The sequence below is a fragment of the Hyphomonas sp. genome (genome assembly GCF_041398385.1).
Lineage (GTDB): Bacteria > Pseudomonadota > Alphaproteobacteria > Caulobacterales > Hyphomonadaceae > Hyphomonas.
In genome coordinates this window covers 468,530-484,653 of record NZ_JAWKUW010000001.1, presented here as the reverse complement: position 1 = coordinate 484,653, position 16,124 = coordinate 468,530, and the positions used below count along the sequence as shown (strand labels likewise).

General features: G+C 64.4%; 14 protein-coding genes and 1 tRNA gene. 11 read left to right on the top strand and 4 right to left on the bottom strand.

The window, feature by feature from the left end:
* Positions 1-81: 81 nt before the first annotated feature.
* Complete coding sequence (gene lon, locus R3C13_RS02335; RefSeq protein WP_371309183.1) at positions 82-2,499, top strand: endopeptidase La; 2,418 nt, start codon at positions 82-84, stop codon at positions 2,497-2,499.
* A 63-nt stretch (positions 2,500-2,562) separates the two neighbouring features.
* Here lon and R3C13_RS02330 read toward each other — a convergent pair.
* Positions 2,563-2,638, bottom strand: a tRNA-Val gene (locus R3C13_RS02330).
* A gap of 275 nt (positions 2,639-2,913) precedes the next feature.
* Between R3C13_RS02330 and R3C13_RS02325 the strand changes: the two genes are divergently transcribed.
* The 9 genes from R3C13_RS02325 (at position 2,914) to R3C13_RS02285 (ending at position 13,476) form a co-directional block, all read left to right on the top strand.
* Positions 2,914-3,501 (top strand): chemotaxis protein CheB, encoded by a 588-nt coding sequence (locus tag R3C13_RS02325; protein WP_371309634.1) that lies wholly within the window; start codon positions 2,914-2,916, stop codon positions 3,499-3,501.
* A 64-nt stretch (positions 3,502-3,565) separates the two neighbouring features.
* Complete coding sequence (locus R3C13_RS02320) at positions 3,566-4,108, top strand: chemotaxis protein CheD (protein WP_371309182.1); 543 nt, start codon at positions 3,566-3,568, stop codon at positions 4,106-4,108.
* Between the two features lie 108 nt (positions 4,109-4,216).
* Positions 4,217-5,986 (top strand): hypothetical protein, encoded by a 1,770-nt coding sequence (locus R3C13_RS02315; RefSeq protein ID WP_371309181.1) that lies wholly within the window; start codon positions 4,217-4,219, stop codon positions 5,984-5,986.
* Positions 5,987-6,301: 315 nt separating this feature from the next.
* Entirely contained in the window at positions 6,302-7,342 is a 1,041-nt protein-coding gene (locus R3C13_RS02310; protein ID WP_371309180.1) for a rod shape-determining protein, read from the top strand.
* 42 nt (positions 7,343-7,384) lie between these two features.
* Positions 7,385-8,266, top strand: a complete 882-nt coding sequence (mreC, locus tag R3C13_RS02305; RefSeq protein WP_371309179.1) for a rod shape-determining protein MreC — start codon at positions 7,385-7,387, stop codon at positions 8,264-8,266.
* Positions 8,266-8,817 (top strand): hypothetical protein, encoded by a 552-nt coding sequence (locus R3C13_RS02300; RefSeq protein ID WP_371309178.1) that lies wholly within the window; start codon positions 8,266-8,268, stop codon positions 8,815-8,817. Before mreC ends, R3C13_RS02300 begins: the two co-directional genes overlap by 1 nt.
* Positions 8,814-10,751: a penicillin-binding protein 2 gene (gene mrdA, locus R3C13_RS02295; protein WP_371309177.1), complete on the top strand. Its 1,938-nt coding sequence runs from the start codon at positions 8,814-8,816 to the stop codon at positions 10,749-10,751. The genes R3C13_RS02300 and mrdA overlap by 4 nt, the downstream gene beginning before the upstream one ends.
* Positions 10,748-11,971 (top strand): rod shape-determining protein RodA, encoded by a 1,224-nt coding sequence (rodA, locus tag R3C13_RS02290; protein ID WP_371309176.1) that lies wholly within the window; start codon positions 10,748-10,750, stop codon positions 11,969-11,971. The genes mrdA and rodA overlap by 4 nt, the downstream gene beginning before the upstream one ends.
* An 83-nt stretch (positions 11,972-12,054) precedes the next feature.
* Positions 12,055-13,476 carry a sodium-dependent transporter gene (locus tag R3C13_RS02285; protein WP_371309175.1) on the top strand — a complete coding sequence of 474 codons (1,422 nt, stop codon included), beginning with the start codon at positions 12,055-12,057 and terminating at the stop codon, positions 13,474-13,476.
* Positions 13,477-13,544: 68 nt separating this feature from the next.
* Here R3C13_RS02285 and pip read toward each other — a convergent pair whose 3' ends face one another.
* Positions 13,545-14,534, bottom strand: a complete 990-nt coding sequence (pip, locus tag R3C13_RS02280; RefSeq protein ID WP_371309174.1) for a prolyl aminopeptidase — start codon at positions 14,532-14,534, stop codon at positions 13,545-13,547.
* A 173-nt stretch (positions 14,535-14,707) separates the two neighbouring features.
* On the opposite strand from pip, the gene R3C13_RS02275 reads away from it, so the two are divergent.
* The gene (locus R3C13_RS02275) at positions 14,708-15,271 is read left to right on the top strand and encodes a hypothetical protein (protein ID WP_371309173.1); all 564 of its coding nucleotides are present in this window, start codon (positions 14,708-14,710) and stop codon (positions 15,269-15,271) included.
* On the opposite strand, the gene R3C13_RS02270 is transcribed toward R3C13_RS02275, so the two are convergent.
* Together R3C13_RS02270 and R3C13_RS02265 are read right to left on the bottom strand one after the other, a co-directional pair.
* Positions 15,268-15,627 carry a DUF423 domain-containing protein gene (locus R3C13_RS02270; RefSeq protein WP_371309172.1) on the bottom strand — a complete coding sequence of 120 codons (360 nt, stop codon included), beginning with the start codon at positions 15,625-15,627 and terminating at the stop codon, positions 15,268-15,270. The genes R3C13_RS02275 and R3C13_RS02270 overlap by 4 nt on opposite strands.
* Positions 15,624-16,052 (bottom strand): PaaI family thioesterase, encoded by a 429-nt coding sequence (locus tag R3C13_RS02265; RefSeq protein ID WP_371309171.1) that lies wholly within the window; start codon positions 16,050-16,052, stop codon positions 15,624-15,626. The genes R3C13_RS02270 and R3C13_RS02265 overlap by 4 nt, the downstream gene beginning before the upstream one ends.
* Between the last annotated feature and the right edge of the window lie 72 nt (positions 16,053-16,124).

Sequence of the window (16,124 nt, the reverse complement as noted above, 5' to 3'; positions counted from 1 at the left end):
CGCCCGACTCCCGCCATGATTGGCGGTCAGGGTCACATGGTCGCCGCCAGATGGGGCCATAAACTCGAAGGAGGCATGCAGATGCCAAAGATCAAGAACCTTCCGGTGTTGCCGCTTCGGGACATCGTTGTGTTCCCGGACATGGTCGCCCCGCTCTTTGTGGGCCGCGACAAGTCCGTCCGCGCTCTCGAAATGATCGAGGAAACGGACAATGAAATCATGCTGGTCGCCCAGCTCGACGCCGCGATCGACGATCCCGGCCCCGATGACGTGCACGGCACGGGTACGATTGCGACCATCCTTCAGCTCCTGAAACTGCCCGACGGCACCGTGAAGGTGCTGGTCGAGGGCAAATCCCGTGCGCACCTGCGCCAGCTTCACGATCGCGGCGACTATTTCGAAGCCGAGATCGAGACGCTCGACGAAGCCGACACCGACGGCAGCGACATTCAGGCCCTGATGCGCGCCGTGCAGGAGCAGTTCGAAAACTATGTGAAGCTCAACCGCAAGATTCCGCCGGAATCGGTCGGCACCATCGGTGCCATAACCGAGCCGGGCCGGCTTGCCGATGCGGTCGCCTCCAATCTCTCCGTCAAGCTCACCGACAAGCAGGAACTGCTTGAACTCGCCGATGCGAAAGACCGGCTCGAAAAGGTCTTCGCCCTCATGGAAGGCGAGATGGGCATGCTGCAGATGGAGCGGAAGATCAAAAACCGCGTCAAGCGGCAGATGGAGAAGACCCAGCGCGAGTATTACCTCAACGAGCAGATGAAGGCGATCCAGCGCGAGCTGGGTGAGCAGGGCGGCGAAGGTGGCGAGCGCGATGAACTTGCCGAACTCGAAGCCCGCATCAAGGAAACGCCGCTGTCTGACGAGGCCCGGACCAAGGCCGATGCGGAGCTGAAGAAGCTGCGCCAGATGTCGCCCATGTCGGCAGAATCGACGGTCGTGCGGAACTATCTCGACTGGCTGCTCTCGCTGCCCTGGGGCATGCGCAAGGACATCCAGACCGATCTCGTCAAAGCCGAGAAACAGCTTGAGGACGACCATTACGGCCTCGAGAAAGTGAAAGAGCGGATCCTCGAATATCTCGCCGTGCAGAAACGCACCGGCAAGATGAAGGGCCCGATCCTTTGCCTCGTCGGCCCGCCCGGCGTCGGCAAGACCTCGCTCGGCCGCTCCATCGCCGAAGCCACGGGACGCGACTTTGTGCGCGTGTCGCTGGGCGGCGTGCGCGACGAAAGCGAGATCCGCGGCCACCGCCGGACCTATATCGGCTCGATGCCGGGACGCATCATCCAGTCGCTGAAGAAGGTGAAGAGCGGCAACCCGCTGTTCCTGCTCGACGAGATCGACAAGATGGGCATGGACCATCGCGGCGATCCGGCCTCGGCCCTGCTGGAAGTGCTCGATCCTGAGCAGAACTCGACGTTCAACGACCACTATCTGGAAGTCGATTACGACCTGTCCGACGTGATGTTCGTGACCACGGCGAATTCGCTCAACATGCCCCAGCCCTTGCTGGACCGCATGGAGATCATCCGCATCGCCGGCTACACGGAAGACGAGAAGCTGGAGATCACCAAGCGCCACCTGATCCCTCAGGTGCGTGAGGATCATGGCCTCAAGGCGACGGAATTCGTGGTCACCGATCAGGCCATCCGCGACCTCATCCGCTACTACAGCCGCGAAGCCGGCGTCCGCAGCCTGAAGCGCGAGATTGCGCGCCTTGCCCGCAAGGCGGTGCGCAAGCTGGCAGAGCAGGGCGATGCCGCCGTGCTGACCATCACGCCGGAAAATCTCGGCGAGTTCGCTGGCGTGCGGAAGTATCGCTACGGCCTTGCCGACGAGACCGACCAGGTGGGCGCCGTCACCGGCCTTGCCTGGACCGAGACCGGCGGCGACCTCCTCACCATCGAGGCGGTCAAGATGCCTGGCCGCGGCAACATGAAGGTCACGGGCAACCTCCGCGACGTGATGAAGGAATCGATCCAGGCGGCGAGTTCGCTCGTCCGCGCCCGGTCGGTGATGTTCGGCATCAGGCCGACCGTCTTCAACACGACGGACATCCACGTCCACGTGCCGGATGGCGCCACGCCGAAGGACGGTCCGTCTGCCGGTGCCGCGATGACCACGGCCATCGTTTCGCTGCTCACCGGCGTGCCGGTGAACCGCGAAGTCGCGATGACGGGCGAGATCAGCCTGCGTGGTCGTGTGCTGCCCATCGGCGGGCTCAAGGAAAAGCTCCTCGCGGCCCTGCGCGGCGGCATCAAGACCGTCATCATTCCGGAAGAGAACGAGAAGGATCTCGAGGACATTCCGGACAATGTGAAGGAAGGCCTCCGCATCATCCCGGTGTCCGACATCGAGGAAGTGCTGAAGATCGCCCTCACGCGGCCGCTGACACCGATCGAATGGTCGGAAGCCGACGAGGCGGCCCTGCACGCCTCGCTTTCCGGACAGGGCGGCGAAGCCGGCGACCAGCCGCGCGCGCACTGATCCGAGGGCACTGAAAAAACAAACGGCCGCTCCTGACGGGGCGGCCGTTTTGCTTTGCGGGGATGGTGGGCGGTAACGGGCTCGAACCGCTGACCCTCTCGGTGTAAACGAGATGCTCTACCAACTGAGCTAACCGCCCATCCGGGCTGGGGATATGCCGGGCCTTCGGGCAAAAAGCAAGACGGCCTGTCCGGTCAGGGGCAGTTGGCAGCGTCGTAGCGCTGCGGAAGGCTGGCAGTCGGGCCAAACCGGACCACCGGCACGGAGCTACCGTCCCGCTGCGAACTTTTTGCCGGGGCGCAGGGCGGGGGCGCCCGCCGCCGGCCCCGGCAACGAATTATTAGGTATATCTGAAGACTATCCGCCATCCCCGTATCCCGGCGCGCGGGGGCTATGCCGGAGGATTCCTTGTCCGTGACTCTCGATACGACCGCCGAAATCCATCAGGATCGGACCGTTTTGCTGGGCGCCCGGGTGAACACGGATGACGCAGTCAGCCTGCGCCGGACCCTGCTCGAGCTGGGCCCCGGCGACATCGTCGTGGATGCGTCGGCCGTCGAGTTCCTTGGCGCCGCCGGACTGCAGGTCTTGCTGTCTGCCGCCCGGACCGTCCGGCGCGACGAAAAATCCCTCACACTCAAAGATCCATCTGACGCATTCCTCACGAGCCTCGCACGGCTGGGGGCAGGGCGCGGCGATCTGGCGCCCGGCGGCGACTATCACCTTGAGGTCGATGGAGGCGGTCCGACTCCGAAATGCCGATTGAAGGCCGGGGATCTGCATTCCGGCCACCGCCCGTCCGTAGACGTCCTGTTCAATTCGATGGAGCAATTCGGCAGTCGTGTTGTCGGTGTCATCCTGACAGGCATGGGCAAGGATGGCGCGGCCGGCCTTGGTGCCATCCGCAATGCGGGCGGCACGACCATCGGGCAGGACGAAGACTCCTGCGTCGTTTACGGCATGCCGCGGGTCGCATTCGAAACCGGGGCGGTGCAGACTTAGTTGCCACTGGATGCCATCGCGCCCGAAATCCTGCGCCTCTGCGCAGCAAGCGAGGTGTCCCGCCGTGCAGGCTGAAGCCGATCTCGCAAGCGGCGCGCGCAGCATCCATGTCATTCAGGGCACGCATGCGGTGTCCGATGATCCAAATACGATGCTTGTGACTGTGCTGGGGTCTTGTGTCGCCACCTGCCTCTGGGATGAAACGGCCGGCATCGGCGGCATGAACCATTTTCTCCTGCCGGAAGCGACCGGGAACGATACCGAAGCCACCTTGTTCGGTGCCTTCGCTATGGAACTCCTGATCAACGAGCTCCTGAAGCGCGGGGCGCGCAAGGACCGGCTCAACGCCAAACTGTTCGGCGGCGGGCGGATCGTCAGCGGGCTCAGCGACATCGGCGCCAAGAATGCGGAATTTGCGCGCCGCTTTCTTGCCCGCGAGGGAATCCCCTGTGTTTCCGAAAGCCTTGGCGGAGACCGGGGGCGGCGGATTCGCTTCTGGCCCGTCACTGGCCGGGCGCAACAGATGTACCTCAAATCGGCGGTGGCGGAGCAAGTCGTGGCGCCGCAGCCGGCCGCTCCGGACGCTGGCGAAGTCAGCCTGTTCTGAGTGCTCCCGGCAGATCGGGCAGAACCGGAACCTCTCTGCTCGCTCTTAGGCTTTCCTACACTCCGCCAGAGTTAGTTTTGCCGTTCGAGGAAGGGGCTACACACCGCCATGTCCGGGACATCGCAAATCAGCCGCACGTCCTGGCAGTGGGCCCTGGGCATCGCCGGCCTCATCTTTGCCAGCGTCATTGTCTGGAGCCTTCTGGATGGCCATGTGGGCCGGCCGGGTCCGGATGGCGACGATGTCATGCGCCTTGTCCAGATCCGCGATCTGCTCGCCGGGCAGGGCTGGTTCGACATGCACCAATATCGCCTTGGTCCCGAAGGGGGCACGCTGATGCATTGGTCGCGCATTCCGGACGTGCCGATCCTGCTGTTCTATCACCTGTTCGACCTGTTCATGCCGTCGGAAACCGCGCTGATGTGGGCGATTTCGGTGTGGCCGCCGCTCAGCATCCTGATCGTGCTGGCGGGCCTGATCCTGGGGGCACGTCATCTTGGCGACGGGCGGGTGCTGGTCTTCACCCTGATTGTGGCGCTGCCGGTATTCCTGGTGCACTTCCGCTTCCTGTCCGGCGCAATCGACCATCACAACCTGCAGCTCGGCCTGCTGGCGCTTGCCGTCGGCGCGAGCCTCGATCCGCTCGCACGGCCCGGGCGTTACAGCCTGTCCGGCATTGCGCTGGGCCTGTCTGTGGCCATCGGTGCCGAGACATATCCCTATATCGCGGTGCTGTGCGCCTTCCATGCGCTGGATTGGGCGAATTCAGGCGCGCGCGTGCGCCGCGGCACGGCCGCATTCGGCGGCGCCTTTGCGGCCACAGTGCTGCTCAGCTTCCTCACCATGGTCGGCCCCGCGCAATGGGGCGCAGCCTATACCGACACTCTGTCGGTCATCAGCCTCGCAGGGGCACTGATCGGCGGTACGGGGCTTGCCGCAGCTGCCTGGTTTGCATCTGACAGGCCGAAGCCGGTCAGGTTTGGCGCCCTCGCCGCAATCGGTCTTACGACAGCGCTGGCCGTGGCCGTCCTTGCGCCAGACGGCTTTGCGAACCCACTCGATGCGCTTCCGGAAGAGGTCCGCACCCTCTGGCTCAGCAATGTGTCGGAAGCGCGGGCCATGTTCGCGCCGGCCGACGATCGCTGGCAGTTTGCTGCCTTTGCGCTCGGCCTGCCTGTGTCGGCGCTCGCCATCTCCGCCTTGGCCATCCTTCGGGGCCGTGAGACGCGCGTGCATGTCCTGTTCGCGGCCTTGCTGGTCGTCGCCATAGCGCTGATGTTCTACCAGATTCGCTTCTATGTGTTCGCCCATCTGATCGCGATCTGGCCAATGGCGCTCTGGTGCGCCTCGGCCTTCCAGTCGGGACGGGACGGGCAGGGGAGCCGGGTCGCCTATCTTCTGCCGCTGGCCCTGGCGAACCCGATGCTGTGGATCCTGCCGGTCATGCTGGTGGAGCCGCCGGTGCCGCCGCAGGGGACGACCGATGCCGCCTGCCTCAGCCCGCAAATGCTCGCCCTCCTCCACCAGGTTCCACCCGGCACCATCGTTGCCGGGGTCAATATGGGCAGTCCCATCCTTGCCGAGACGCCGCATCGCGCGCTCAGCGGCAATTACCACCGCGATGCGGCCGGGATTGCTGCGGCATTCGATATTTTCGCAGCCGAACCGGCCGAAGCCCACCAGAAGCTTGAGGCAGTAGGCGCCTCCTATGTGCTCTTCTGTGCGGGCACGCCTGAAAACCGGATCCTGGCGAAAACGCGCCCTGACGGCCTGCTCGCCCGGCTCGATGCCGGGGCCGCGCCGGGCTGGCTTGAGCCGCTCGGACGGGAGGAAGATCCGGCCGGCGGAAGGCTCTATGCGGTCAGTTCCGGCGAGTGACGGCCCGTACGCTGCCGCAGCCTCGGGCCGGGTCCGGACTCACCTGGAAGTCTGGAAATTAACGGATCGGCCACCCCCGTTAAGCTTTGGTGTACGGGCCGTTCCGATCGGGCGTCCGCATAGTCAAGGCTCTGCCGGAAATCTTCAATAATACCAACACAATTGAATATTAAGAACGCAGCGTTCCGTTTATCTGCGTGCCGTCTCTTGCATTAAAGCGGCGTTAACGGCAAGTGAGGTATGGGGCTGTGTAGGAAATTGCACACGCGCGCCGGGATTTGTCGCCCGGCCGCTCAGGAAAGAGCGCGGTACGACATGATTGGTAGCCTCCTCGGCATGCTGTCCACGGACATGGCCATCGACCTCGGTACGGCCAATACGCTGGTCTATGTGAAGGGTCAGGGCGTCAAGCTCGATGAGCCTTCGGTCGTCGCCTACATGACCCAGGGCGGCCGCAAGATCGTCTATGCGGTCGGCGAGCAGGCCAAGAACATGCTCGGCAAGACGCCGGTGAACATGGAAGCCATCCGCCCGATGCGCGATGGCGTGATCGCCGACTTCGAAGTCGCCGAGGAAATGATCAAGCACTTCATCCGGAAGGTTCACAACCGCCGGGCGTTCGTGTCCCCGCTCATCATCATCTGCGTGCCCAGCTCCGCCACCAGCGTCGAGCGCCGCGCCATCCACCAGTCGGCCCTTGCGGCCGGCGCCCGTCAGGTCGAACTGATCGAGGAACCCATGGCCGCTGCCATCGGGGCGGGGCTGCCGATCGACGATCCGGCCGGCTCCATGGTCGTCGATATCGGCGGCGGCACCTCGGAAGTCGCGGTCCTGTCGCTGGGCGGCATCGTATATTCCCGTTCCGTACGCATCGGCGGCGACAAGATGGACCAGGCCATCGTCAACTATCTCCGCCGCGAGCAGAAGATCCTGATCGGCGAAATGTCGGCCGAGCGGATCAAAAAGGAAATCGGCACTGCCCAGCCGCCGGAAAACGGCACCGGCATGTCACTCACCGTACGCGGCCGCGGCACCCTCGATGGCGTGCCGAAGGAAACCGAAATCAACGAGGCGATGATCGCAGAAGCCCTGCGCGAGCCCGTGACCGACATCATCGATGCTGTTAAGATCGCCCTCGAAGCCATGCCGCCGGAACTGGCGGCTGACATCGTGGACCGTGGCATCGTGCTGACGGGCGGCGGTGCGCTGCTGCGCAATCTCGACGCGGTGATCCGCGAACAGGCGCAGCTGCCGGTGATGATCGCCGACGATCCGCTGAAATGCGTGGTCAATGGCTGCGGCCACGTGCTCGAGAATTTCAGCAAGATGCGCAACGTGCTCTCACCCGAAGTGTGAGTCACTGAACTCTAGAGGCAGAACAGGCAGGGAATCCGCCACATGGCACGCTCCGGCCGGACAGGGCAGAAAAGCTCCCGGCGCTCGCCGAAGCGCCTCGTCCTCGGCGTGTTCATTTTTGCCTTCGCCGCCCTCATCATCGCCCAGTCCGCCCCGCAGATCGCCGGCGCATTCGATCCGGTACGCACCTCTGTCGGCGACCGGCTGGGCGCGGGCGAACGCATCAGCCTCTGGTCACGGATCTCAGGCCAGGCCGCCAAGGATGAGCGCATTCGCGAACTCGAAGCCGCGGTGCGCGACCTTGCCCGCTACAAGGCGGCCGCCATCTCCATGGCCGAGCGCCTCGAAGCCTATGAGCAGATCCTCAACCTGATGGGCGAACCGCCGGCCCGCGGCGTGACGGCGCGCATCACATCGGAAAGCGAAGGCCCCTTCGCCCAGACGCTGCTCGCCAATGCCGGCCGCGCCCAGGGCGTCGAGCCGGGCTCGGTCGCCATGAATGAAGGCGGCCTTGTCGGCCGCGTCATCCAGCTCGGCGAGCGTTCGTCGCGCATCCTTCTGGTGACGGACTTCAACAGCCGCGTGCCGGTGATTGGCGAAGTGTCGGGCGTCCATGCCATCATGCAGGGGGGCAGCACCGGTAGCGGTACGCTCACCGACATGCCCGAACGCAGCGACTTCATCGAAGGCGAGCGCATCCTCACCTCGTCCGAAGGCGGAGCTTTCCCGCGGGGGCTCGTCGTGGGTGAAGTCGTCGAATCCGGCAATGGCTGGCGCGTGAAGTATGCGATGGCGGAAGGCAGTGCCGGATATGTGCAGCTGATCCCGCCGCCGATCATTTCGAAGCCCATACCGGAGCCGGATGTTCCGCCAGCGGAGGAAGGCGCACCCGCCGCCAGCCCGACCCAGGGAGCCCGGCAGTAATGGCCCGCTCCTACGCCGAACGGCGCAAGCCCGGTCTCTGGTCAAAGGCCGGCCCGACACCGCGTCTCATGCTTGGCAGCCTCGTGATCGCGGCCGTCGGCCTGTTCGGTCTGACGCGGAACGATATTTTCGGCATGTCTTTCGCCTGGCCGCACGCCGCGCTCTGGGGCGCGATCGGCTGGGGAAGGGTGGGCCTGTCGATCCGCCCCATGCTGATCCTGATTGCGTTCGGCCTGATCCAGGACGTCACCTTCCACGCACCGTTCGGCTGTTTTGAAGTCGTCAACCTGCTCACCTATGCCGGCTCGACGGCCATCGCCAGCCAGTTCGATGTTACCAGCGAGCCGCTGATCGCGATTGTGGCGACCGTGCTGCTGTTTTCCGGCGCGTTCCTGTTGCTCTGGCTCATGGCGTCGACCCTGGAAGACCATCCGGTCCGCATCCTGCCGCTGGTCGCCTCCATGCTCACCACCGGCGCGCTCTATGCCCTCATTCAACGTGTCTTCGATCTTGGCCGGCGGCCGGGCGAGCTGTCGGGGCAGGCGGCATGAGCAAGACATACAATCCCGAGATCGAATTTTCCCGCCGTATGCTGATGACCGGTGTCGGCGGCGGAGTCGTCTGGGCCGGCCTCGTGGCGCGCCTTTTCCAGCTGCAGATTCTCGAAGGCGAGAAATACGATCAGCTGGCCAACGCCAACCATATCAAGCTCGAACTCGCGCCGCCGCAGCGCGGGCGTATCCTTGACCGGTTCGGAAAGCCGCTCGCGTCCCACCGCCGTGCGGGGCGCGTGACCGTCATTCCCGAACAGCTTGAAGATCCCGCCGCCACGATCGCCAGCATCGCCGCCCACATCGACCTGTCGGATACGCAGGTCAACCGCGTCCTGGAAGACATCCAGCGCGCGCGCCGCCGCCGCGCGGCCTTCCTGCCGGTCATTGTCGCCAATGAGCTGACCTATGAGGACTTCGCCCGCATGAATGTTCATGCGGTCGAATTGCCGGGCGTGCAGGTCGAGATGGCGCTCACGCGCTCCTATCCGCGCGGACGGGATTTTGCGCACGTCCTTGGCTATGTCGCCCGCGCCAGTCAGGACGACCTGGAGCGCCTGACCGAAGGCAAGACCCAGGACGAAGCCAAGACGATGGAGGACATGTTCCGCCATCCGGACATGCGCACCGGCCGTCAGGGCATGGAGCGTTTTGCCGAGGAATGGCTGCGCGGCAAGCCCGGTTTCCGGAAGCTTGTCACCAACGCCGCCGGCCGGATCATCGATCAGATCCCGGATGAACGCCTCGCGCCGGAGCCCGGCAAGGATCTGTTCGTCACCATCGACATGGATCTCCAGCGCGTCGCCATTGAACGCTTTGCCGGCGAGAGCGGCGCCGCCGTCGTGCTGGAAGTGGAAACCGGTGACGTGCTCGCCATGGTGTCGACGCCGGCCTTCGATCCCAATGATTTTGTCAACGGCATTTCCGGTACGGACTATGCCGCGCTGCGCGACGATTCCAGGGCGCCGCTCTATCCGCGGGCCCATGGCGGCGTGTACCCGCCGGGCTCGACCTTCAAGATGGTGGTCGCCACGGCCGCGCTCGAAACCGGCGCGATCAAGCCGACCGACCGGGTGCATTGCAATCGCTACTACCATTTCGGCAACCGGACCTGGCACTGCTGGAAGCCGGGCGGCCACGGATCGGTGGACATGCACGCCGCCATCAAGGGCTCGTGCGACGTCTATTTCTACGAGGTCGCGCGGCGCACCGGCGCGCAGGCCATTGCCGACACGGCCCGCAAGTTCGGCTTCGGCGAGGCCTGGTCCCTTGGCATGACCGGCGCACGCGGCGGGCTGGTGCCGGACCCCGAATGGAAGATGCGGGTCCAGAAAGAGCCCTGGTTCGAAGGCGAGACGCTGAACTTCGGCATCGGGCAGGGACAGCTGGGCGTGACGCCGCTGCAGCTCGCCCTGATGACCGCACGGATCGCTGCCGATGGCGCGCCGCTGAAGCCGAACCTGATCGGCCTCGGTCCGAAGGATCCGGACAAGCATGTGCTCGACGCACCGCTCGACCCCAAGATCATGGAAATCATGCAGTCGGGCATGTATGGCGTGACGTCCGAGGCGGGCGGCACCGGCTATCGCTCGGGCGATCTCGGCCTTGGCGGCCCGCGCCTTGCCGGCAAGTCCGGTACGGCGCAGGTTCGCCGCATCACCCAGGCGGAGCGCGACAGCGGCATCCGCAAGGGTATCAATATCGAGCGCGAACTTCGCGACCACGCCTTGTTCGTGGCCTATGCGCCTGCCGACAATCCGAAATATGCCTGCGCCGTCGTCGTCGAGCATGGCGAGAGCGGCTCGGGCGCGGCCGGCCCGGTCGCGCGAGACATCCTGTCCTATGCGATCCGCTCCAACAGCGGCCGCAAGCCGGCCTGGTCCCAGAACGCCGCGCTCAAGCCAACCGAGGATGAAGAGGGGAGCCCCGCATGAGCCGTGACGGCAGCTTCCAGGGCTTCAGCCGCGGCGAGGCGCGCACGCGCACCGCCACGACGCTCAACTTCGACGCCTCCGCCGGCAGCATCTTCAGCAAGCTCGCGCGCCTGCCATGGGGCTTCATCCTGCTGGTCGTCGCCATGGCGCTCATCGGCATCGCCATGCTGTATTCCTCGGCCCATACGAACCCGGCCGAACAGCATCTCTGGCGGGTGCAGCTCATTCGCTTCAGCTTCTTTTTCGGTGTCATGATCGTTCTGGCGCTGTTGCCGCTCAGCTGGTGGATGAACCTGTCCTGGATCGCCTATGCCGGCACCATCGTCCTGCTGGTCCTGACCGAAGTGATGGGCGTGACCGGCGGCGGCGCACAGCGCTGGCTGCAGATCGGCCCGGTCGCCGTCCAGCCGTCGGAATTTGCGAAACTTGCCGTGACCCTTGCGCTCGCGCGGTATTACCACGCCATGCTCGGCGTCAACGGCAGCCGCTTCCTCGTCCATATCGGGGCGGGCGCGATCATCATGGTTCCGTCGGCCCTCGTCTTTATCCAGCCGGACCTCGGCACCACGCTCGCCATCATCGCCTCAGGCGGGGTGGTCGTGTTCCTTGCCGGCTTGTCGGGCCGGATCATCCTCGGCGGTATCGCTGCCGGCGCGGCGGCCGTCTGGCCGATCTACCAGTTCGTCCTCGAACCTTACCAGCGCGGCCGGGTCGACACGTTCATCGCTCAGCTGTTCGGCTCCAGCGGCGCGTCCACCTCGCTCGGCGAGAGCTACCAGATCGAACAGGCCAAGATCGCGATCGGCGCGGGCGGCCTCAACGGCAAGGGCTGGCTGCAGGGTGTCCAGTCGCAGCAGGACTATGTGCCTGAACAGCATACCGACTTCATCCTGACGGTGATCGCCGAGGAATTCGGCTTCCTTGGCGCAACGGCCATCCTGATCGGGTTTGCCATCCTGCTCGGCTGGTCCCTGAACACCGCCCGGCAGGCGAACAGCAATTTCGGCCGCTTCGCTGCGGCGGGCGCGGCTGCGACGGTCGCCTTCTATGTCGTGTTCAACGTCGCCATGGTGATCGGCCTCCTCCCGGTGGTGGGCATGCCGCTGCCGCTGATTTCCTATGGCGGCACGGCCATGTTGACAGCCATGTCCTGCTTCGGCCTGATCCTGTCGGTCTACATGCACCGCGATGACAAACTGAACACGACCGGGTTGTTCTGACCCGAACACAGCACCAAGCGTTGCTTTTTGTTTCTTCGCGGCTAGGTTCGCGCGAAATCTTTTACCCTGGGGAGAGGGAACTCATGGCGACAATCGCCCGTAAATCGGAAACCTGGGGCTCGCGGTTCGGCTTTATCATGGCCGCCGTCGGCTCCTCTGTCGGTCTCGGCAATTTCTGGCGTTTTCCATACACGGCAGGGGAGAATGGCGGCGGCGCCTTCATCCTGATCTACATTGCCTGCGTGGTGCTGATCGGCCTGCCGGTGCTGATGGCGGAATATGCCATGGGCCGGAAGTCGGGCATGTCGGCCGTCGAGGGCGTGGAATCGCTCGCCCGCGCCGAAAGCAAGAGCGGGAACTGGGGGATCGTCGGCTGGGTCGGCACGATCACCGCCACCTTCATCCTCACCTTTTACATGGTGATTTCGTCCTGGCTGCTCGCCTTCGTGATCCAGGCCTTCAAGGGCGGATTTGATGGCATGGACGCGGCCACGTCCGGCGCCAATTTCGCCAATGTCATCGGGCAGGGCGAGCATCCGCTGGCCTCGAAGTGGTACATGCTGATGCTGCTCGCCATCTTTATCGCGGCAAACGTCGCGATTGTCGGCCGCGGTGTCAAAGGCGGCATCGAGAAAGCCGCTTCGCTCCTGATGCCGGCCTTCTTCATCATGCTGGTGGTGATCCTCGGCTTCTCACTGACCAAGGGCGATGCGGGCCAGACCGTCTCCTTCCTGTTCCAGCCGAAATGGGAAGATGTCGGCTTCAAGACCTTCCTTGAAGCGATCGGGCAGGCCTTCTTCTCCATCGGCGTCGGCTCCTGCCTGATGATCACCTATGGCGCCTATCTCGACCGGGGCACGAACATTCCGCGCGCTTCGGCCATCGTTGCCGGATCGGACACGTTCGTGGCGCTGATCGCCGGTTTCGCCGTGTTCCCGATCGTCTTCGCCGCGGGCCTCGACCCGGCCGGCGGTCCCAGCCTGTTCTTCGTGTCGATGCCGGTCGCCTTCGGCGGGCTCGGCCAGATCGGCTACATCATGGCCGTCCTGTTCTTTGCACTCGCGCTTTTCGCGGCCTACACATCCTCGATCTCGCTGCTCGAAGTGTCGGTGTCGTGGCTTGAGGAACGTCAGGGCGTCACCCGTATGGGCGCCGCGCTCGGCGTCGGCTTCATCCTCTGGCTGGTCGGGGCGGCGTACATCTTCTCGACCGAATATCTCGACTTTGTGGACTTCATCACCGGCAACGTCCTGCTGCCGTTGGGCGGCCTGATGGTGGCGGTCTTCGGCGGATGGATCCTGTCGCGCGACATGCTGACGTCAGAGCTCGGCGAAGGCACGATCATGAATGTCTGGCGCTTCCTGATGCGCTGGTTCGTGCCGGTGTTTGTCGGGCTCGTCCTGTTCTTCGGCTTCTTCGACAAGATCCAGGACCAGTACCACGTCCAGCTGCCGTCCTTCCTTGAGGGCCTGCTGGGCGCGAATTACGAGCTGCCCGCAGAATAATCCGCAAGCCAACAAAAAAGCCCGCCATCCCAATGGGGTGGCGGGCTTTCTTCATGTGGGCCCAAAGATCAGGCGCCGGCCTTCTCGGCATAGATTGCGGCAAAATCATCCGTCGCCTGAATCAGCTTGTCGACGATGCCGGGTTCCATGGACGAGTGTCCGGCATCCGGAATGATGTGCAGCTGCGCCTTCGGCCAGGCCTTCGACAGCGCCCAGGCCGTCGAGAGCGGCGTGACCACATCATAGCGGCCATGCACGATCACGCCGGGAATGTTCTTCAGCTTCTTGCTGCACTCTTCGAGCAGCCAGGTGTCATGCGCGAAGAAGCCGCGATTGACGAAGTAGTGGCATTCGATGCGCGCGAACGCATCGACGAAATCATCCTCATTGAAGCGGGGCGGGGTGGTCACCGGGCCCTTGATTGACAGCGTCTCTCCTTCCCAGCGCGACCAGGCGCGGGCCGCATCGAGACGTGCCTGCTTGTCGTCGCCGGTCAGGCGCCGGTGGAACGCCATCAACAGGTCGCCGCGCTCCGCTTCCGGGATCGGGGCGACATAGCGGTCGTAGGCATCGGGGAAGAGGCGGCCCGCCCCGTTCTGGTAGAACCACTGGATCTCGGCTTTCGACACCAGAAAGATGCCGCGCAGGACGAGGCCCAGCACGCGCTCGGGATGGGTCACCGCATAGGCGAGCGACAGGGTCGAGCCCCACGAGCCGCCGAAAACCAGCCATTTGTCGACGCCGACATGGTCGCGAAGTGTCTCAATATCGTCCACCAGGTCCCAGGTCGTGTTTTCGCGCAGCTCCGAATGCGGCGTCGAGCGGCCGCATCCGCGCTGGTCCATCAGGAAGATGCGATAGCGCTCAGGATCGAAGAAACGCCGCATTTCCGGGCTCGATCCGCCGCCCGGCCCCCCATGCAATGCAACCACAGGCAGCCCGTCAGGGTTGCCGGATTCCTCCCAGAAGATTTCGTGCAATTCTGACACACGCAGGCGCCCTGTGCGCCGCGCATCGTGTCTGGGGTACAAAATGCGTCTCGGGGCGCGTCTGTTCATGCGGTCTTCACCTAATCTCTGCCAAACTGCCGTTACGTTCTGGACAGGCCCCCCGACTAAACGTAGAGATTATTACGTTTTTGGGGCCCAAACAGGTTGTAGGTGGCTGTTTGATGCGTAGCGTTTTTCTCGGTGTATCCCTATGCCTTCTTGCAGGATGCGCAACCGTTTCGATGGTTCCGGGTGAAACGACTGTCAAAACCGGTATTTCCCAGTCACAATCTGCCCTGCGTACAGCGTCCAGCGATTATTGCGATGAAGCGGTCGAGGCCGGCTGGGTGAAATCCGGCGGCGGTCTTGCCGGCCTCGCCGACACACTGATCAACGGCATCACCAATGAACAGGCCCGGGCCGACACGTATGCCGCGCGCATCGGTGCCGACACACGCGCGCCGGTCCTCGTGCTCTCGCGCATCGTGAAGGACACCAAGGACGCCCGCGCCGGCCTGATCGATGTCAACCGCGAAGCCCGCGTCCTGCTCGAAACGCCTGCGGCTGTGGACGGCGCCACCCGGTCAGACCTCATGAGCTATGAGCGTGCGCTGGTGAAGGCACAGATGGCCTATCGCAGCTTCCAGAGCGCGCTCGGTGAAGTTGCCGCGCGGCCGGAGCTCGACCTCGACACCGGCGTTGTCGACAAGGAACTCGATGCCTTCGCCTCGACCATCGACGAAGCGCGCGACGTGGCCGATGAACTCGCAGACAAGTATGCGTCTGTCGGGACGGCTGCGTCCTAAGTCTTCCGTGCGCCGCCGATTGCCGCGAGCGTCCATCCTGCCAGCATCAGAACCCCGCCGATCGGTGTGATCGCCCCGAACCAGCGCGGCGCGCCCAGCGCCATCGCATAGAGCGTTCCCGAGAAGATAAGCGCCCCCGCCACCAGCAGCCATCCGCCGGTCTTCAACATGCCGGCGCGTCCGCTCAGGCTGATCGCCAGTGCCGCCGCCGCATGGGGCAGGGCATACAGCGTCGCCGTGTGCCACCAGGCCTCGCCCTCGGCCGTCAACTGCCCCTCCAGCGCATGCGCCCCGAACGCGCCAAGCGCAACGGTGAGGAAGCCGGTCAGGGCGGCGGCAACAACAAGACGGTTCATGCGCGGGCCTCCTTGCGCGGAATGGCATAAGTGACGATAGCGTGGCTGGAGGCTTTCTCCGCGCCTTCGATCCTTATATCCACTTCGATCACCGCCAGCGCCGCGCCGATCTTCATGACTTCGCCATGCGCCACCACAACCGTCCCGATGCACGGCCGCAGGAAATTGATGTTGAGATTGCTGGTCACCGTCATTGGTTCCAGTCCGATCAGCGACATCACGGCGAAATAGGCGGCCGTGTCGGCCAGTGACATCTGCGTTGGTCCGGAGATGTAATTGCCGGGCCTCAGATGCGTGTCGTCAGCGACCAGCCGCACGGTCGCTTCCCCTTCGGCGAGGTGGGTGATCTGCGTGCGCGACTGGTTGCCTGGAAAGGCCTCATTGATGAAGCGGTTGGATTCCTCGATCCCGATCTTGCTGGCCACGATGCCTCCCTTGCGTCACCCCTTGCCGTGCTCCGGCGCCCGGCTACCCTAGCGGCCGGAGAAGGCCCGCCA

Coding starts and splice junctions, on each gene's coding strand:
- lon (WP_371309183.1), top strand. CDS start 82: ATGCCAAAGATCAAGAACCTTCCGGTGTTGCCGCTTCGGGACATCGTT.
- R3C13_RS02315 (WP_371309181.1), top strand. CDS start 4,217: ATGTCCGGGACATCGCAAATCAGCCGCACGTCCTGGCAGTGGGCCCTG.
- R3C13_RS02310 (WP_371309180.1), top strand. CDS start 6,302: ATGATTGGTAGCCTCCTCGGCATGCTGTCCACGGACATGGCCATCGAC.
- mreC (WP_371309179.1), top strand. CDS start 7,385: ATGGCACGCTCCGGCCGGACAGGGCAGAAAAGCTCCCGGCGCTCGCCG.
- R3C13_RS02300 (WP_371309178.1), top strand. CDS start 8,266: ATGGCCCGCTCCTACGCCGAACGGCGCAAGCCCGGTCTCTGGTCAAAG.
- mrdA (WP_371309177.1), top strand. CDS start 8,814: ATGAGCAAGACATACAATCCCGAGATCGAATTTTCCCGCCGTATGCTG.
- rodA (WP_371309176.1), top strand. CDS start 10,748: ATGAGCCGTGACGGCAGCTTCCAGGGCTTCAGCCGCGGCGAGGCGCGC.
- R3C13_RS02285 (WP_371309175.1), top strand. CDS start 12,055: ATGGCGACAATCGCCCGTAAATCGGAAACCTGGGGCTCGCGGTTCGGC.
- pip (WP_371309174.1), bottom strand. CDS start 14,534: ATGAACAGACGCGCCCCGAGACGCATTTTGTACCCCAGACACGATGCG.
- R3C13_RS02275 (WP_371309173.1), top strand. CDS start 14,708: ATGGTTCCGGGTGAAACGACTGTCAAAACCGGTATTTCCCAGTCACAA.
- R3C13_RS02270 (WP_371309172.1), bottom strand. CDS start 15,627: ATGAACCGTCTTGTTGTTGCCGCCGCCCTGACCGGCTTCCTCACCGTT.